General features: G+C 37.0%; 17 protein-coding genes and 1 pseudogene. 15 read left to right on the top strand and 3 right to left on the bottom strand.

All coding sequences use genetic code 11. The features are described from left to right. Positions 1-75 precede the first annotated feature (75 nt). Positions 76-261 carry a 30S ribosomal protein S21 gene (gene rpsU / locus T513_RS0102175; RefSeq protein ID WP_029070322.1) on the top strand — a complete coding sequence of 62 codons (186 nt, stop codon included), beginning with the start codon at positions 76-78 and terminating at the stop codon, positions 259-261. A 72-nt stretch (positions 262-333) separates the two neighbouring features. Further along, positions 334-1284, top strand: a complete 951-nt coding sequence (locus T513_RS0102180) for a PhoH family protein (protein WP_029070323.1) — start codon at positions 334-336, stop codon at positions 1282-1284. Between the two features lie 36 nt (positions 1285-1320). Here T513_RS0102180 and T513_RS0102185 read toward each other — a convergent pair whose 3' ends face one another. Together T513_RS0102185 and mutY are read right to left on the bottom strand one after the other, a co-directional pair. After that, positions 1321-2748 (bottom strand): 6-phospho-beta-glucosidase, encoded by a 1428-nt coding sequence (locus T513_RS0102185; protein ID WP_029072245.1) that lies wholly within the window; start codon positions 2746-2748, stop codon positions 1321-1323. A 78-nt stretch (positions 2749-2826) separates the two neighbouring features. Further along, positions 2827-3834, bottom strand: a complete 1008-nt coding sequence (mutY, locus tag T513_RS0102190; protein ID WP_180364531.1) for an A/G-specific adenine glycosylase — start codon at positions 3832-3834, stop codon at positions 2827-2829. Positions 3835-3963: 129 nt separating this feature from the next. On the opposite strand from mutY, the gene T513_RS0102195 reads away from it, so the two are divergent. From T513_RS0102195 to ppdK, 6 genes are all read left to right on the top strand, one after another. Beyond that, positions 3964-4290: a cyclic-di-AMP receptor gene (locus T513_RS0102195; protein WP_029070326.1), complete on the top strand. Its 327-nt coding sequence runs from the start codon at positions 3964-3966 to the stop codon at positions 4288-4290. A 42-nt stretch (positions 4291-4332) separates the two neighbouring features. Continuing rightward, positions 4333-5910 carry a bifunctional folylpolyglutamate synthase/dihydrofolate synthase gene (locus T513_RS0102200; protein WP_035876463.1) on the top strand — a complete coding sequence of 526 codons (1578 nt, stop codon included), beginning with the start codon at positions 4333-4335 and terminating at the stop codon, positions 5908-5910. 128 nt (positions 5911-6038) lie between these two features. Next, positions 6039-6506 (top strand): L-serine ammonia-lyase, iron-sulfur-dependent, subunit alpha, encoded by a 468-nt coding sequence (locus T513_RS0102205; RefSeq protein ID WP_031588717.1) that lies wholly within the window; start codon positions 6039-6041, stop codon positions 6504-6506. A gap of 73 nt (positions 6507-6579) precedes the next feature. Next, entirely contained in the window at positions 6580-7746 is a 1167-nt protein-coding gene (locus T513_RS0102210; protein ID WP_029070329.1) for a deoxyguanosinetriphosphate triphosphohydrolase family protein, read from the top strand. A gap of 100 nt (positions 7747-7846) precedes the next feature. Next, complete coding sequence (locus T513_RS0102215) at positions 7847-9415, top strand: DEAD/DEAH box helicase (protein WP_029070330.1); 1569 nt, start codon at positions 7847-7849, stop codon at positions 9413-9415. Positions 9416-9611: 196 nt separating this feature from the next. Further along, positions 9612-12266: a pyruvate, phosphate dikinase gene (ppdK, locus tag T513_RS0102220; protein ID WP_031588718.1), complete on the top strand. Its 2655-nt coding sequence runs from the start codon at positions 9612-9614 to the stop codon at positions 12264-12266. A 130-nt stretch (positions 12267-12396) separates the two neighbouring features. Here the strand turns inward: ppdK and T513_RS11880 are convergent, their stop codons facing one another. Next, positions 12397-12603: a transposase gene (locus T513_RS11880; protein WP_422723611.1), complete on the bottom strand. Its 207-nt coding sequence runs from the start codon at positions 12601-12603 to the stop codon at positions 12397-12399. A 48-nt stretch (positions 12604-12651) separates the two neighbouring features. Here T513_RS11880 and T513_RS0102225 point away from each other — a divergent pair. The 7 genes and pseudogenes from T513_RS0102225 to T513_RS0102260 form a co-directional block, all read left to right on the top strand. Continuing rightward, positions 12652-13038: pseudogene (locus T513_RS0102225) on the top strand (hypothetical protein); the annotation flags it as partial. Positions 13039-13354: 316 nt separating this feature from the next. Continuing rightward, positions 13355-13600, top strand: coding sequence for a hypothetical protein (locus T513_RS0102235; RefSeq protein ID WP_031588720.1), 246 nt, complete (start codon positions 13355-13357; stop codon positions 13598-13600). Between the two features lie 94 nt (positions 13601-13694). Continuing rightward, positions 13695-14132, top strand: coding sequence for a radical SAM mobile pair system MarR family transcriptional regulator (locus tag T513_RS0102240; protein ID WP_013282512.1), 438 nt, complete (start codon positions 13695-13697; stop codon positions 14130-14132). Beyond that, positions 14129-14827 (top strand): radical SAM mobile pair protein A, encoded by a 699-nt coding sequence (locus tag T513_RS0102245; protein WP_031588721.1) that lies wholly within the window; start codon positions 14129-14131, stop codon positions 14825-14827. Before T513_RS0102240 ends, T513_RS0102245 begins: the two co-directional genes overlap by 4 nt. After that, the gene (locus tag T513_RS0102250) at positions 14803-15726 is read left to right on the top strand and encodes a radical SAM mobile pair protein B (protein ID WP_031588722.1); all 924 of its coding nucleotides are present in this window, start codon (positions 14803-14805) and stop codon (positions 15724-15726) included. The genes T513_RS0102245 and T513_RS0102250 overlap by 25 nt, the downstream gene beginning before the upstream one ends. A 308-nt stretch (positions 15727-16034) precedes the next feature. Further along, complete coding sequence (locus T513_RS0102255; RefSeq protein WP_031588724.1) at positions 16035-16259, top strand: hypothetical protein; 225 nt, start codon at positions 16035-16037, stop codon at positions 16257-16259. A 99-nt stretch (positions 16260-16358) separates the two neighbouring features. After that, positions 16359-16856 (top strand): GNAT family N-acetyltransferase, encoded by a 498-nt coding sequence (locus T513_RS0102260; protein WP_031588725.1) that lies wholly within the window; start codon positions 16359-16361, stop codon positions 16854-16856. Positions 16857-16979 lie beyond the last annotated feature (123 nt).

Raw genomic sequence — 16979 nt, forward strand, 5'->3', positions numbered from 1 at the left:
CAAAAAACCATTGCATTACTTGAGGTGAATGAGTATAATACTTTTGTATGTTATAAGAAAAGGGGGGAAAGTTCAATGGCAAAGACAGTGGTTAGAGAAAATGAATCTTTAGATGATGCATTACGTCGTTTCAAAAGACAGGTCTCTAGAACAGGAACCCTTGCTGAAGCTCGTAAAAGAGAATTCTATGTAAAGCCTGGTTTAAAGAGAAAAATGAAATCAGAAGCTGCTAGAAAAAATCAGAAAAGAAGAAGAAGATAATCTTTTGGAAAAGAGTCTTAGGACTCTTTTTTTTCATATTGTTTTTTAGTAAAATAAGGGTAAGGAGAGCTTATGGGAAAGATTATTACATTACAAGATTATACGATAGAAGAAATACAATCATTCTGTGGTCCTAATGAAGAAAACATTGCCTTATTGGAAGATGAATTTCATGTAGATATTACCATTAGAGGTAATGAAATTCATCTATCAGAAGAAAATGAAAAACTGCAGAGCGTGATTGGAAGATTATTGACACTCGCTAAAAAGAGTGTTCGTGTGAGCACCAAGGATGTCATGTATACTATTTCTTTGGGTAAGACAGCATCCTTAGAAGAGATGGATCGTCTTTATTCTATTCGCATTGCTCGCACTGCGACTGGAAAATTAATTACGCCTAAGACCATCGGTCAGAGAGATTATTTTTATGCCTTGAAAGATCACGATGTAGTCTTTGCGATTGGACCTGCAGGAACAGGGAAAACTTACATGGCTGTTGTTTTTGCGGTTCAGGCACTTAAGAACAATTTGGTTAAGAAGATCATTCTTACACGTCCTGCCGTTGAAGCAGGGGAAAGTCTTGGCTTCTTGCCAGGTGATCTTAAGGAAAAGATTGATCCTTATTTAAGACCTCTCTATGATGCCTTATACGATATGCTAGGGGCTGAACAGACAGAGAGACTTATAGAGAAAGGTGTCATTGAAATTGCGCCATTGGCCTATATGAGAGGCCGTACGCTAGAAGATGCGTATGTCATTCTAGATGAAGCACAAAATACAACTGACAACCAGATGAAAATGTTCTTGACGCGTCTAGGATTTAATTCCAAGATGATCATTACTGGGGATATCACGCAGATAGATTTGCCTAAAGGGGTAAGAAGTGGTCTCAAAGGAGCAATCAACTTATTGCAGGATGTTAAAGGCATTCGTTTTGTATTCCTTAATGCATTAGATGTTGTAAGACATCCAGTTGTTTCTCGTATTATTAGACGCTATGAAGAAGAAAGCAGAATAGAATAAAAAATGACGACATTCATATTGAATGCCGTCTTTTTCTTATAATTTTTCACCGTTAGTAGCGATGACGTCTTTATACCAGTAGAATGATTTCTTCTTGCTTCTTTCAAGAGTCCCTTCACCCTTGTTGTTCTTGTCTACATAAATGAAACCATAACGTTTATCAAATTCACCAGTAGAAGCAGACACAATATCAATTGGAGCCCACATAGTGTAACCAAATAGGTCAACACCTTCTTCATTGACTGCATCAATCATAGCTTTAATATGGCTTCTTAGGTAGTCAATACGATAAGAATCATCAACGCTGCCATCAGCTTCTTTCTTATCATAGGCACCAAAACCATTTTCTACGATGATCATTGGTAAATCATAACGATCAGAGAACCAGTTTAATGCCCATCTTAAACCTGAAGGGTCAATCTGCCATCCCCAGTCACTGGCTTTAAGATATTTGTTTTTAGTGAAATAGTTTTCACTATAATCATAGTATGGGTTATCTTCTCTTTCACCAGTCGCAAAGCTCATGTAGTAAGAGAATCCAATGTAGTCCACTGTTCCTTCTTTAAGAATCTTAAGATCTTCTTCAGTTACATCGATATTATAACCGCATCTTTCCCATTTCTTGAAAACATATTTAGGATATCTACCTTTGCAGTGAACATCCGCAAACCAGTATTTCCCATGCATTGCGCCCTGAGCGGCAAGGTTGTCTTCTGGTTTACATGTTAATGGGTAGATGGGGTTCATCGCAATCATACATCCAATCTGAAGATCAGGATTAATCTTATGACCTTCAATGACTGCTAATGCACTTGCGACTAATTCATAGTGTGCACTCTGATACATCACTTCTTCTGGGTTATCATCTTCTTTAAGAAGAATACCACCTTCCTGAAGAATATGATGCTGAATAGGATCAGCCTGATTGTTTATTTCATTGAAAGTCATCCAGTATTTTACTTTATGCTGATATCTTTCAAAACATACTTTGGCAAATTTTACGAAGAAATCAATAACCTGTCTATTTTTGAAACCATCATATTCTTTAACAATGGTCCAAGGCAATTCAAAATGCGATAAAGTGACGATTGGTTCAATACCGTATTTATGGCATTCATCAAATAAATCATCATAGAATGCTAAACCAGCTTCATTAGGTGTGTCTTCATCACCTCTAGGGAAAATTCTTGTCCAAGCAATAGAAGTTCTAAAAGCTTTGAATCCCATTTCTGCAAGAAGCTTGATGTCTTCTTTATAATGGTGGTAGAAGTCAGTTGCTTCATGGTTAGGGTAATTTTCTCCTTCAATGACACCATCAGTAATACGACGTGGTGCGCCTGTCACATTATCTCCAGCAGTCATGACGTCAGCAATGCTGATTCCTTTGCCGCCTTCCTGCCAGCCTCCTTCAATCTGATGAGCAGCAACAGCGCCACCCCATAAAAAATCTTTTCTTAAACTCATATCCAATTCCTCCTGCGTCTATTGTATAATCAATGACTTATAAAACAGGGGATAATTTCATATATTGAAAAACATCTATCAGATGATAGATGTGATGATCTTCTTATGAGCTGTCGGAATAGGTAATGTAAGAAGTTCTTCTTTTGTATACATATGATCAAGTGGTTTGGAAGAAACAAAGTGATAGACATGCATTTTCCATGTACGATGAGTAAAGACATGACGGTAGTCTTTGATAAAAGAAACAGCTTCTAATCTTTCATGATAGTCCTCTTCAAACTTAGATATAAAACTATAGGGACTTTCTACTTCATATTGAACAAGACCATACATATTTTCTAGAAGGCCATCATCATTCTTGATGAGAAGATATTGATCTTCATAGGTGATGATGCCAGTAATAAGACTCAACTCCTTATGATTGACTTTCTTGATAGAAATAGGAAGAAGCTTTTCACTATGATGCTTATAGGAAAGACAATCATCTGATAATGGACAATTTGTACATTGTGGATTCTTCACCTTGCAGATCATATTGGCAAGATCCATTAAACCTTGATTGTATGAAGAAGAATCATGATCAACGATAAGTTTATTAGATAATTCAGTAATCATCTTTACTGTCTTATTTAAAGCAATATTTTCCTTGATCTCAAATACACGAGAAAGTACACGTAAAGCATTGCCATCAATAGCACTGTAGCTTTTATGAAAAGCAAAGGAAGAAATGGCGCTTGCGGTATAGGGACCGATGCCTTTTAAGGAGAGGATGTCTTCATATTCATTAGGAAAGATGCCGTCGTATTTTTCCATCAGAATCTTGCTTGTTTCATGAATGTGCTTTGCACGACGATAATAACCAAGTCCTTCCCATAACTTATAGACTTCTTCTAAATCAGCCTTAGATAAAGAAGAAATAGTAGGGAAACGATTGATAAATCGTTCATAGTAGGGAATGACGGCTGCAACGGTTGTCTGTTGCAGCATAATTTCGCTGATCCATATTTTATAGGGATCATCAGTATTTCTAAAAGGAAGATCACGCTTGTTTTCTTTATACCATTTAATAAGTTTATCTTGTATCATATTAATCACCACATTGATTATATAGGAAGAAAAATAGGTCGTAAAGAAAGATGCAATCTCTTAGAATCTATGCTTATCTTGTCAAAAGGGTAAAAGATGTGATAGAATGTCGTAAAAGGAGGGCTGAATATGAAACTGATTATTGCAATTGTGAATAACGATGACAGTAGTGCTGTTCAATCAGCTTTAGTAGATGGAGGCTATTTTGTAACAAAAATGGCAACTTCAGGAGGTTTCCTTAAAAAAGGAAATACGACATTTTTGATTGGTACTGACGATGCCAAAGTTGAAGGTGCGTTAACCATCATTAAAGAAAATGCTAAAAAGAGAGTTGAAAAAGAACCAACTGTTACCCCAACAGAAATGGGGGATATCTTTACACCGATCATGGTTGATGTCCTTGTTGGTGGAGCAACTGTCTTTGTTGTTAATGTTGATAGATTTGAAAAAATGTAAGATGAAATGGATGGCCATGCCATCCTTTTTTTAGGAGAAAGAATGGAAATACAGTTATTATCAAAGAAAAATGAAGAACATGTCCGTAAAATCTTAAAACAGTATGACATGGTCAATCATTTTTATATCCCTGGATACGTGATGCTTCTTTGCTTTGAAGACAATCAGCTATATGGTTTTATTGAACTTTATCAATTAGAAACGATTACTGCACTCTACAGCTTGCCTGGAGAGAAGCAGGATGAAACATTTGCTTTGCTTATTGAAGGCGCTAGCCGCATTGGCTTTAGACATCTTACGATGTCTACCACTGCTCAGGGCGCTAGCTACTTCAAGCAGTTTGGATTCCATGTGATACAAGAACAGCCGGTTGTGATCTCTAAGACATTGCCTTGTCCTTATCATTTTAAGGATTATGATGAAATATCTGAATTTATGTCTAAGCAGAAAAGCCGTGTCTATTCATTAGATCATTTTAAAGATTTTATGCATGAACATTTCAATATTCAATATGTCTTAAAATGTGTTCATATTGGTGGTACTAACGGAAAGGGCAGCACAACCAACTATGTTAAGGAAATCATGAAGACAGCTGGATATGAGGTTGGAACTTTTACAACACCAGCCTTGGTTAATAGATTGGATGTCATCAGGGTAGATGATCAAGCTATCGATGAAAAAGTCTATGTGAAATTATGCAATCGTTTCTTAAAAGAAGCAGTGGATGCTGAACTTTCATTATATGAGATGGAAGTCTTTATTAGTGTGATTTACTTTATTTATAAGAAAGTGGATCTTGCTTTATTTGAAGTAGGACTAGGTGGACTTCTTGATGCCACTAATATCATTGGTCCACTTTTATGTGTCAATACGAACATCGGCTTGGATCATACGGATTATCTTGGCTCTACTTATGAAGAAATTGCTAGAAATAAGGCTGGTATTGTAAAAGATGGTGTTCCTTATGTTACAAGTGAAACAAGAGAGGAATGCCTTGATGTCTTTGATGAAGTGACAAAAGCGCATCATGCGCCTTTGTATGTTATTGCACATCCTGAACATGTAGAAAGCTCATCTAAGCAGGTCTTTAATTATCATGGCTATCATGTCTGTCTTAATACACCGGCTACCTATCAAAGTGTAAATGCGGCTTTAGCTATCAATGTAGTAGAGCTTATTAGAGCGCACTTCCCATTTGATCATGAAGATGTAGAAACAGGATTATACAATGCCAAGTGGCCAGGCAGATTTGAGATTATTCATCATGATCCATTGATCATCATTGATGGTGCTCACAATAGAGAAGGCATGGATGCCTTTGTGAAGGCAGCAGAATCTTATAGAAATGCGCATATTATCTTTACTGCCTTAAGAGATAAAGATACAACGCATATGCTAGAGAGACTGCTTACTTTAAGTGATGATATCACTGTCACTCAGTTTGAACATCATCGAAGAGCATTGGCAAAAGATCTTGCGAAAGATTATCCTGTCAAGATTGAAGAAGACTGGAAAAAAGCTGTTGATGAAGCAATGGATTATCCTGTTGTACTCATCACGGGATCGCTTTATTTCCTTTCTCAAGTCAGAAAATATATTCTTGATCAACCTGATAAATAATCAGGTTCTTTTCTTTTGGATGATATGTTACAATTTGGTGAATTGATAATGTAGGAGAGTATTATGGATACGAAAATATATGAGACATATCTTGACATATTAAAAGAAGAATTGGTTCCAGCAATGGGATGTACAGAACCTATTGCGGTTGCTTATGCAGGTGCTTTGTAGGTGAAAGACCTGATGAGATCAAGCTTGTAGTAAGTAGAAATATCATTAAAAATGTTAAGTCGGTTGTTGTTCCATATACAAAAGGAAGAAAGGGGCTTAAGACAGCACTTTGTGCAGGTATCTGCTTCCTCTATGGTGGAAGCTATAGTGATATTGCGCATACGATTGTAAATATTTTAGCGATTAATTCGGGAATGATCTGTGATGGGGCGAAGGCGTCGTGTGCGGCTAAGATTGCATCGGCAGTGGAAGCGGGACTTCTTGGCATGCAGATGAATAAGCATGATAGTCAGTTCTACAATGGTGATGGTATTGTCGTTAAAGGGGTAGAAAACAATATCAAGGCAGTGTGTGAACTAGCAAGAAATGGAATGCGCGAAACAGACAATGAAATCATTGATATGATGACAAAAAAGAATAAATGATAACCTTCCTTGTATAATTTAGTGATTGCTGTATAATACTGTATAATTTATATAAGAAATGGAGGTAATGACTATGGAAAAAGATGCTGTTATTCGCAATGCGTTAAGACAGACAAAAGAATATGATGAGAGATTATCGCCTTATGCGACTAAGAATTCTGAATGCATTAAGGTGAGAGTAAGCAAGAAGCCAATTACTCATCTTGATATAAGATGGCCTTATGAACGAGATATTGATCGTATTCTTTATTCAAAAAGCTATCGCCGTTATGTCGATAAGACACAGGCTCTATCTTTCTTCAGCAATGTGCATATCACAAAGCGTTCTTTACATGTACAGTGGGTTTCACGTATAGCCAGACAGATTGGTCGTGGATTAAATCTCAATACCGACTTAATTGAAGCTATCGCTTTAGGACATGATCTAGGTCATGCCCCTTATGGTCATGTAGGAGAAAAGGCACTTAATGATGCCTTAAAAGAAAAAGGCGTAGGCTTTTTCGCTCATAATGCCAACAGTGTTAGAAATCTATTGTTCGTAGAAAGAAAAGGTAGGGGCTATAATGTCTCATTACAAGTATTGGATGGCATACTATGCCATAATGGCGAAATCATCAACTGCCGTTATGAACCTGATACAAACAAGACTGCTGAGCAGTTCTGGGAAGAGTATCATCGCTGCTGGGTAGAAGAAGATGCTTCTTCTCACATTGCACCGATGACCCTTGAAGGATGCGTTGTAAGAATCAGCGATGTCATCAGCTATATTGGAAAAGATATCGATGATGCGGTCAACGCAGGATTAATCAAGCGTTCAGATCTTCCAGAAGAAGTCACTTCAGTTATAGGGGATGGCAATGATACAATCATCAACAGATTGATCGGTGATATTGTCGTGCACTCCTACAATAAGCCCTATCTGGAGTTCTCTCCAGAAGTGTATGAGGCCCTCATTAAGCTTTACGATTTTATTGGAGAAAAGATTCATCATAATCCCATTCTCGTTAAAGAGAATGAAAAGCTTTACCGCATGGTAAGAGAACTCTTCGATATCTTCTATGAAGACCTTAACGCGGTAGGAATCAAGAAGTATCTTGCCAACATGAATGAAGACTATCTCAAGTCTCCACGTGAACTGCTGGTTACTGATTTCTTATCAGGAATGACTGATACTTATCTGCTTGATTATTATAAGAAAGTCTTCCTGCCAAAGTGGCATACAGACTTTGATGACGAGTAAGAGCTGTGAAAGCAGCTCTTTTTTTGTTTTTTATGAAAATAGACTTGTTTATTATGTGTATTCATGTTAAAGTCAAAAGGCTACAAAGAAAGAGGTTAAAATGAGTAAAGTAAATTTTAAAGAATTACCCTTATCAGAAGCTGTATTAAAAGCTATTGATGAAATGGGGTTTGAGAGCCCAAGTAAGATTCAGGAGAAGAGTATTCCTGAGATCATTAAGGGACGCGACATTATTGGACAGGCTCAGACAGGAACAGGTAAAACATTGGCATTTGGTGGTTCACTATTGTCAATGATGGAGCATACAGGATATGTGCAAGCCATTATCTTATCGCCAACAAGAGAGCTTGCAAAACAGATTTATGATGAGTTCAAGAAGATTGGACGATTCACTGATTTAAGTTTCACATGCGTATATGGCGGAAGTGAAATCGAAAGACAGATTCGTGATATTAAGCGTGGGAAAGATATCGTCATTGGGACACCAGGACGTGTTATGGATTTAATGAGAAGAAAGGTTTTATCTTTATCACAGGTAAAATACTTTGTTCTAGATGAAGCAGATGAAATGTTAAACATGGGATTCGTAGAAGATATTGAAACAATTATGGAAACAATCCCTGAAGAAAGACAGACAATTCTTTTCTCTGCGACAATGCCTGATGGCATTAAGAAGATAGCATCTTCTTACATGAAGAATGATTATCTTCATATTCGCATTAAAGAAAAGCAGCAGACTTCAAACAATGTTAAACAGTATTTCTATGTTGTAAAACACAACCAGAAATTTGAAGTATTATGTAGAATCCTTGATTCTATGGAAATGCAGTCAGTTATTATTTTCTGTAAGACAAAAAGAAGTGTTGATGAAATCACAATGGAACTTCAAAAACACGCTTATAATGTAGAAGCGATGCATGGTGATATGACACAGAATGCCCGTATGCATACATTAAGACGCTTTAAGGAAGGCAAGACACAGTTCCTTATTGCAACTGACGTTGCGGCAAGAGGTATTGATGTTGAAACTGTTTCACATGTTATCAACTATGAATTGCCTCAGGAAGATGAACTTTATGTTCATCGTATTGGTAGAACAGGAAGAGCCGGAAATAAAGGGGAAGCTTATTCTATCATTACTTCAAGAGAAGTGCGTTTCTTAAGAAAGATTGAAAGAAAGACAAATTCTCATTTTGAAGAATTGGAAATTCCTTCACTTGATGATATCTTCAACCAGAAGATCAAAGAGCTTCTCTTTGATGTACAAAAAGTCATGGATGAAAACAAGCATGCTGAATATTTCGATGTTGTAAAAGAAATTCCTAAGCATATGAAAGATGATGTATTGGCTGCTTTATTAAAGATGAACTTTGATACAAGAGTAGGCTATGATTATTCATCAGAAGATCTTAAAGCAGAACGTTCTGATTCATATGATCGTTTATTCTTCAATAGAGGTAAAGCTGATAAGGTCAATAAGAGCAAGATGCTTGAGTTCCTTATTGAAGTAGGTAAGATTGACAAGAAGGCAATCGGAGAAATTACAATCAAGAGAAAATTCAGTTTTGTTAATGTGGATAAGAATGTTACACAGACTATTCTTAACCATTGTACTAACAAGAAGATTGCTGGTAGAAAAGTAAATATTGAAATTGCTGATGCAAAATAATATTGTTTAAAAATCACTCTTAACGGAGTGATTTTTTTATGTTTTCATAAAAAAATAAAAAGAAACCGCATTCAAAAAATGCCTATATAACGGCAAAAAATGGGGGGTGCTTTATAAATTCACTAAATTTAGGTTGAATGTAAGGGCTTTTATATTGTATAATGACAAAGTAAGGTCAAACAGGAGGAATGTTGTTATGAAAAAATATGTATATCTTTTTAAAGAAGGTGCAGCCTTAGAAATGCCACTAGCTAAGAAAAAAGAACTATTAGGTGGTAAAGGTGCAAACTTAGCTGAAATGACTGGAATCGGTCTCCCAGTGCCTCAGGGATTCACAGTGTCAACTGAAGCTTGTACAAAATATTATGATGATGGCGCTAAGATGGGGGATGACTTAAAGTCTGAAATTATAGAAAACTTAAAAGCCCTAGAAGAAATTACAGGAAGAACATTCGGAGATCCTAAAAATCCACTATTAGTATCTGTTCGTTCTGGTGCACGTGAATCAATGCCAGGTATGATGGATACAGTATTAAACTTAGGTTTAAATGATGAAGTTGCTGCTCAGTTTGCAACTGATACAGGAAATGAAAGATTCGTTTATGATTCATATCGTCGTTTCATTCAGATGTTCGCTGATGTAGTAATGGGATTCCCTAAATCAGACTTTGAACATAGATTTGATGCTATTAAAGAAGAAAAAGGCGTTGAATTAGATGTTGATTTAACAGCAGAAGATTTAAAAGAAGTTGTTGCTGCATATAAAGATGCTTATAAGAAGCATGCAGGAACTGATTTCCCACAAGATCCAATTGAACAGTTAATGGGTGCCGTTGGTGCCGTATTTGGTTCATGGAATAATGATCGTGCGATTACTTACCGTCGTTTAAATGATATCCCTGGTTCTTGGGGTACAGCTGTAAACGTTCAGCAGATGGTTTACGGTAACCGTTCAGAAACTTCTGGTACAGGTGTTGCCTTTACTCGTAACCCTGCTACAGGTGAAAACAAATTATATGGTGAATATTTAATGAATGCTCAGGGTGAAGACGTTGTTGCTGGTATCAGAACACCTAACCCAATTGATACATTAAAAGAACAGATGCCAGAATGTTATGATCAGTTCTGCAAGATCTGTGATACTTTGGAAGAACATTACAAAGATATGCAGGATATGGAATTTACTATTGAAGATGGTAAATTATTCATGTTACAGACTCGTAATGGTAAGAGAACTGCTCAGGCAGCATTAAGAATTGCTGTTGAAATGGTAGAAGAAGGAATGATCACTAAGGATGAAGCATTATTAATGGTTGATCCTAAAGCATTAGATCAGTTATTGCATCCAAACTTCGATAATGATGCATACAAAGCTGCAAAAGCTGTTGCTGTAGGTTTAGCTGCTTCACCAGGTGCTGCTACAGGTCATGTATACTTCACTGCTGAAGATGTTATGGAAGCACATGAAAATGGTGTACAGGATATGATCCTTGTTCGTAATGAAACATCTCCAGAAGATATCGAAGGTATGGTATTAGCACATGGTATCTTAACAGTACGTGGTGGTATGACTTCACATGCAGCCGTAGTTGCGCGTGGTATGGGTACTTGCTGTGTATCTGGATGTGGTGTCTTAAAAGTAGATGAAGCTGCTAAGACTTTAGTATTACCTGATGGTAGAACTTTAACTGAAGGTGATTACTTATCATTAAACGGTTCTACTGGTGAAGTATTCGCTGAACAGATCAAGACAGTTGCACCTGAAATTGGTGGTAACTTCGCTACATTCATGCAGTGGGCAGATGCTGCTAGAACATTAAAAGTTAGAACTAATGCTGATAACCCAAGAGATGCTAAACAGGCAGTTGAATTTGGTGCTGAAGGTATTGGTTTATGTCGTACAGAACATATGTTCTTCGATGAAGAAAGAATCTTCAACTTCCGTCGTATGATTACTGCTGAAACAGTTGAAGCACGTGAAGAAGCATTAGGAAAGATTCTTCCATATCAGAGAGAAGACTTTGAAGAATTATATAGAACAATGGGTAAATATGGAGTAACAATCCGTTTCTTGGATCCACCACTTCATGAATTCCTTCCTCATACTGATGAAGAAATCAAACCATTGGCTGAATCATTAGGAATGAGCTTTGAAGCATTAAAAGCACGTGTTGAATCATTAAAAGAATTCAACCCAATGATGGGTCATCGTGGATGCCGTCTAGCTGTAACATATCCAGAAATTGCTGCTATGCAGACAAGAGCTGTCATTGAAGCTGCAATCAATGTATCTAAAGAAACTGGTACATTAATTACACCTGAAATCATGATTCCTTTAGTAGGAGAAGTGAAAGAATTAGCATTCGTTAAGAAGACAGTTGTAAAAGTAGCTGACGAATTAATCGCTGAAAGCGGATTAGATATGAAATACCATGTTGGTACAATGATCGAAATCCCAAGAGCTGCATTAACTGCAGATAAGATTGCGACTGAAGCAGAATTCTTCTCATTTGGTACAAATGACTTAACTCAGATGACATTCGGCTTCTCTAGAGATGATGCTGGTAAGTTCTTACAGGATTACTATAGCAACAATATCTATGAACATGATCCATTTGCTACTATCGATGTAGATGGTGTTGGACAGTTAGTTAAATTAGCTGCAGAAAAAGGTAGAGCTACTCGTCCAGATATCAAGTTAGGTATCTGTGGTGAACATGGTGGAGATCCTAAGACAGTTGAATTCTGCCATAAGGTAGGATTAAGCTATGTATCTTGCTCACCATTCCGTGTACCTCTTGCAAGATTAGCTGCTGCTCAGGCTGCTGTTAAAGAAAAATTAGGTAAATAATTTTTCTAGAAATCATTAATAATAAAACAGAGAGTCCTTATTGGGCACAATTTCAAGAGTGGAGTGTTCAGAATCCTACGGATTCTTGGCTCAATTTCAAGAGTGGGGGGTAAATGATTTTTGAAATCATTTATCCCTTTTTTGTTTCTTCAAAATTAAGAGTGTATTTGAAGCCTAAATGAAGAAGGATTCTCTTTCTCAGATTTATGAAGTACTTATAGCCGAATGCATTTCTTTTGACCAATTTAACCTTGTTGTTCAGTGATTCGCAAAAGCCGTTGTTCAATGATGTCTTGTATGTGATTCCATTTCTTCTGTAGTATGCAGTGTACGTCAATGCTTGATGAATTAAAACAGATGCAGGTCAAAAAATCAGCTTGATGTATATTCGGAAATGTGTGCTGATGGTGATATCTCTAGAGAGGAATATAGGCAAAAAAAACAAAAGATAAAAACACAACTTTCGAAATTAGAAAAAGGAGCTTTAAATTCTAGAGGTGAAAAAGAAGATTTAACTGAAGAGGATATACAGCATCATTATGAAAGCTTAGCAGCATTTGTTGAAATGAAAGCATTTGATCCTTGTGCAAAGGTACCTGAAACGCTAATCGAAGCATTTGTAGATAAAATTATTTATGACAAGGGCACCTTTTCTTGGTATCTAAATCCAAAGTATGGTAACGAAATATTTGTTATCGACACCACAGATTGGAAAAAGAGCATGCTAAATCGTAAAAAAAAACAACAACCACGCCGGTGCCTGAATGGTTAATGCAGAACAGCAAAGAGGCGGAGGCATTTTTTGGGGTAAATATGAAATCTCAGAAGAATTTATGCTTTATAGTATTAAACTAAATAATGATACACATAGACGTTTTCATTTGCCGGAGAAGATTGTAATAAAGGTTTATTTAGTGTAGAGGATCTTAGGATCCTCTTTTTTTAGAACAGTTATTTCGAAAAATAGTGTTAAATTTTCGAAGTGTGCAGATGGGTTCGGAATATGATTTGTCTTGATTTTAGCCAATAAAGGTGCTCTTTTTATTTTGTAACATAAATTACGTTACAAAATAAAAAGAGGGTTGAATATGAAAGAATTTATAGAGAAGAGCATTGGGATGGAAGTAGATATTAAAGATGTAGATTACAATGGAAAACTTCCAATGATTTATTCTTCATTATATGATTTCAAGATTGCGAGTATGCATAATATAGAATGGCTAATAGCAATTCCAAAGGAAAAAATCAATTTGGCGCAGTTACGAAAAAACCATAGGCAAATTGAAAAGCAGAAAGATGGCTTTGTCATTATAAATTCAAGTTTGTCGAGATGAGCGATAGAACATAATACCGGAAGTTATAATATGTGTGCTTGACAAAAATACTCCTATATCGTAGTATAAAACTACGATATAGGAGTATTAAATTATGAAGACAAATGGTGGATTTCTTGTTACAAAAATAAAACAGCTGGGTGATCGTATATTTGAAAGGATACTGGCAGAAAAAAACATTGATGCATTTAACGGAGCTCAGGGAAGGATTCTTTATGTCTTATGGCAGGAAGATGGTGTTCCTATTAAAATTATTTCCGAGAAAAGCGGACTTGCAATTACTTCACTTACAACCATGCTTGAGCGGATGGAAAAAAATGGACTGATAAGCCGCAAAACTGATGAAGCTGATAAGAGAAAAACTCTTCTGTTCCTCACAGATAAAGCCAAAGAACTTAAAGAAGCTTATGACTCCGTATCCAATGAGATGGGGAATATTTATTATCGTGATTTTACGGATAAAGAGATTCTTCAGTTTGAAGAGTATCTTAACCGCATCAGGGTAAACCTTGAGGAATGGAGTGACAAATGAGTATTTGTATTAAAGATCAGATTCAGAACATGAATCTTGTTATAGGGTGCACTGTTGGATGTCCGTACTGCTATGCCAGAAACAATACGAGACGTTATCACATCATAGATGATTTTGAAAAGCCACAGTTTTTTCCAGGAAAGCTTCGTATGATGGAAAAGAAAAAGCCGCAGAATTTTCTGCTGACCGGCATGAGTGATCTCTCGGGCTGGCATGAGGAATGGAGAGAGGAAGTCTTTAAAAAGATAGCAGAGAATCCTCAGCACCAGTTTCTTTTTCTTACCAAACGACCGGATCTTCTGTCTTTTGAAACAGATCTTGATAATGCATGGTTTGGCGTTACAGTTACGAGAAAGTCTGAGTTATGGCGAATTGATGCACTGCGGAGCAATGTGAAGGCAAAAAAATATCATGTTACCTTTGAGCCTTTGTTCGATGATCCGGGTAAGGTTGATCTTACAGACATTGACTGGATTGTGGTGGGAACCATGACAGGTGCAAAGAGCAGGACTGTTAAAACAGATCCCGGGTGGGTTTATTCATTGACAGAACAGGCTCATGAATTGAACATTCCTGTATTTTGGAAAGAAGATCTTGTTCCGATTATGGGAGAAGAAATGATACAGGAAATGCCGGATGCTTTTAACAAAGTGTTGGAGGAACAGAGGATATGGAACAACCAGAAATCAAAGTAAATCATATAGAAACAAAAAGTGTAATGACAAAATCGAAAACTCCTATTGGAGGATATTCGGTGAATCCCTATGTGGGGTGTCCCCATGCCTGTAAATACTGCTACGCATCTTTTATGAAACGCTTTACAGGGCATACGGAGGAATGGGGAACTTTCATGGATGTGAAAGACTGGCCTGAAATAAAGAATCCAAAGAAGTATGCCGGCCAGAAGGTAATCATTGGAACAGTTACGGATGGTTATAATCCGCTAGAGGAAACATATAAAAATACAAGAAGACTTCTAGAAGAACTAAAGGACAGTGGTGCGGACATACTTATCTGCACAAAGTCAGACCTTGTACTAAGAGATCTGGATCTGCTAAAAGAGATCAATGAAAATAGCAGACTTACAGTATCATGGTCAATCAATACTCTCGATGAAGAGTTTAAAGATGATATGGATGCGGCAGTAAGCATAGAAAGAAGGCTTGCTGCAATGAAAGAGGTATATGCGGCAGGCATTCGTACAATTTGCTTCATTTCACCCGTTTTCCCGGGGATTACGGATATAGAAGCAATCATAGACAGGACAAAAGATCAGTGTGACCTTGTATGGCTTGAGAATCTGAATCTTCGCGGAGGTTTTAAGGCAGATATCATGAAATACATTTCCGATAAACATCCGGATCTGGTGCCGCTGTATGACGAAATTTATAACAAAAAGAACCGCAGCTATTTTGAAGCGCTGGAAAAGAAAGCTGAAGAGCTGGCTAAAAAGTATGATTGCAGGTTTGTTGATAATGAAACTCCGTATGAGAGAGTAGAGAAAGGACATCCAACAATCGTAAATTACTTTTACCACGAAGAAGTAAGAGGAACTGCCAATAGTGGAAAGAGAAATGTAATACATAAACCTTGATGGAAGAATAAACCGGAAGTTAATCGCACAAATTCCAGTTTGTTGAGTTCTTGACCGATTTTGTCTCGTCTCGACCGATATTAGCACTTTTCTTATAGTTTTAACGGTACTATTATTATCATAGACAAGTGAGAGGTAAACAAAAGCCACTCACTTGTTTTTCTTTTGCAGAAGAATAGGAAGCAGATTTAAGCGTCCACATGACCAAACCCTCAAGGTCGTGTGTGGCACTTTTTTTGTTATCCGAAACCGGTAAGCGCGCGCCGGTGTTTCTATTAAAACTGTCAAAGAAAAGGAGAAAATTGAATATGAATTATGAAGGTTTCCAGGATGCTTTAAATGCTGAACTTGCTATTAGAGGAGCTGATGTTGAACTTACTGCTCGAAGAGTAGATAAGATGAATGAAAGTTATGATGCTATCACAGTAAGACCTGTAGACAATTTCATTGGAGTGAACATCAGCGTTGAGAAAGCATTTGCTGCTTATGAGAAAGGGATTGGTTGCTTAAAGGAATTATTAGCAAGAATATAAAGCTATAGTGTGTTAAGATAAGAAGAAGCACGAAAAGTGCTTATTTTGATAAATCGCGATTTGTCGTACTCTTGTGAAGATAAATAAGGAGATATGGAAATGGAAACAGTTATTCGAAAAGTACAGCAAGGTGATGCTAGTAATCTTGCTTATATTCAAACTGAAAGCTGGAAAGCAGCTTTTACGAGCATCCTTGACGCTGAGACATTAACAAAATGTACTAATATTGAACGAGCGACCTCTATGTATCAGAGGCTATTAGACGAGAAAAAGGGAAATGGATATCTTCTCACTGTGGACGGAAAACCTCATTGCATTGCATATTGGGATGCAGCAAGAGACTCCGAACTTGTCGGGAAAGCGGAACTGATTTGCATTCACAGCTTGCCCAACAATTGGCATAAAGGCTATGGTAGTATGATGATGAATCGGGTTCTGAAAGACATCAAGGAATCGGGGTATTCCGAAGTGGTTCTGTGGGTGTTCCGGGAAAACCTTCGCGCTAGAGCTTTTTATGAAGCAAACGGGTTCGCATTGACTGATTTTTCAAAGCCTGCGTTTGATACAGAGGAAGTCCTTTATTCCAAAAAAATATGATAGGGACAACTTCCTGTTTGTTGTGTTCTTGACCGACATTGTCTCGTTTTGACTCGTTTTGTCTCGTCTCGACCGACATTAGCATTTTTCCTATAGTTTTAACGGTGCTATTATTATCATAGA

Origin of the sequence: Kandleria vitulina DSM 20405 (assembly GCF_000702065.1) — a bacterium.
In the GTDB taxonomy this organism is placed as follows: Bacteria; Bacillota_I; Bacilli_A; order Erysipelotrichales; family Coprobacillaceae; genus Kandleria; species Kandleria vitulina.

Coding starts and splice junctions, on each gene's coding strand:
- rpsU (WP_029070322.1), top strand. CDS start 76: ATGGCAAAGACAGTGGTTAGAGAAAATGAATCTTTAGATGATGCATTA.
- T513_RS0102180 (WP_029070323.1), top strand. CDS start 334: ATGGGAAAGATTATTACATTACAAGATTATACGATAGAAGAAATACAA.
- T513_RS0102185 (WP_029072245.1), bottom strand. CDS start 2,748: ATGAGTTTAAGAAAAGATTTTTTATGGGGTGGCGCTGTTGCTGCTCAT.
- mutY (WP_180364531.1), bottom strand. CDS start 3,834: ATGATACAAGATAAACTTATTAAATGGTATAAAGAAAACAAGCGTGAT.
- T513_RS0102195 (WP_029070326.1), top strand. CDS start 3,964: ATGAAACTGATTATTGCAATTGTGAATAACGATGACAGTAGTGCTGTT.
- T513_RS0102200 (WP_035876463.1), top strand. CDS start 4,333: ATGGAAATACAGTTATTATCAAAGAAAAATGAAGAACATGTCCGTAAA.
- T513_RS0102205 (WP_031588717.1), top strand. CDS start 6,039: ATGTACAGAACCTATTGCGGTTGCTTATGCAGGTGCTTTGTAGGTGAA.
- T513_RS0102210 (WP_029070329.1), top strand. CDS start 6,580: ATGGAAAAAGATGCTGTTATTCGCAATGCGTTAAGACAGACAAAAGAA.
- T513_RS0102215 (WP_029070330.1), top strand. CDS start 7,847: ATGAGTAAAGTAAATTTTAAAGAATTACCCTTATCAGAAGCTGTATTA.
- ppdK (WP_031588718.1), top strand. CDS start 9,612: ATGAAAAAATATGTATATCTTTTTAAAGAAGGTGCAGCCTTAGAAATG.
- T513_RS0102235 (WP_031588720.1), top strand. CDS start 13,355: ATGAAAGAATTTATAGAGAAGAGCATTGGGATGGAAGTAGATATTAAA.
- T513_RS0102240 (WP_013282512.1), top strand. CDS start 13,695: ATGAAGACAAATGGTGGATTTCTTGTTACAAAAATAAAACAGCTGGGT.
- T513_RS0102245 (WP_031588721.1), top strand. CDS start 14,129: ATGAGTATTTGTATTAAAGATCAGATTCAGAACATGAATCTTGTTATA.
- T513_RS0102250 (WP_031588722.1), top strand. CDS start 14,803: ATGGAACAACCAGAAATCAAAGTAAATCATATAGAAACAAAAAGTGTA.
- T513_RS0102255 (WP_031588724.1), top strand. CDS start 16,035: ATGAATTATGAAGGTTTCCAGGATGCTTTAAATGCTGAACTTGCTATT.
- T513_RS0102260 (WP_031588725.1), top strand. CDS start 16,359: ATGGAAACAGTTATTCGAAAAGTACAGCAAGGTGATGCTAGTAATCTT.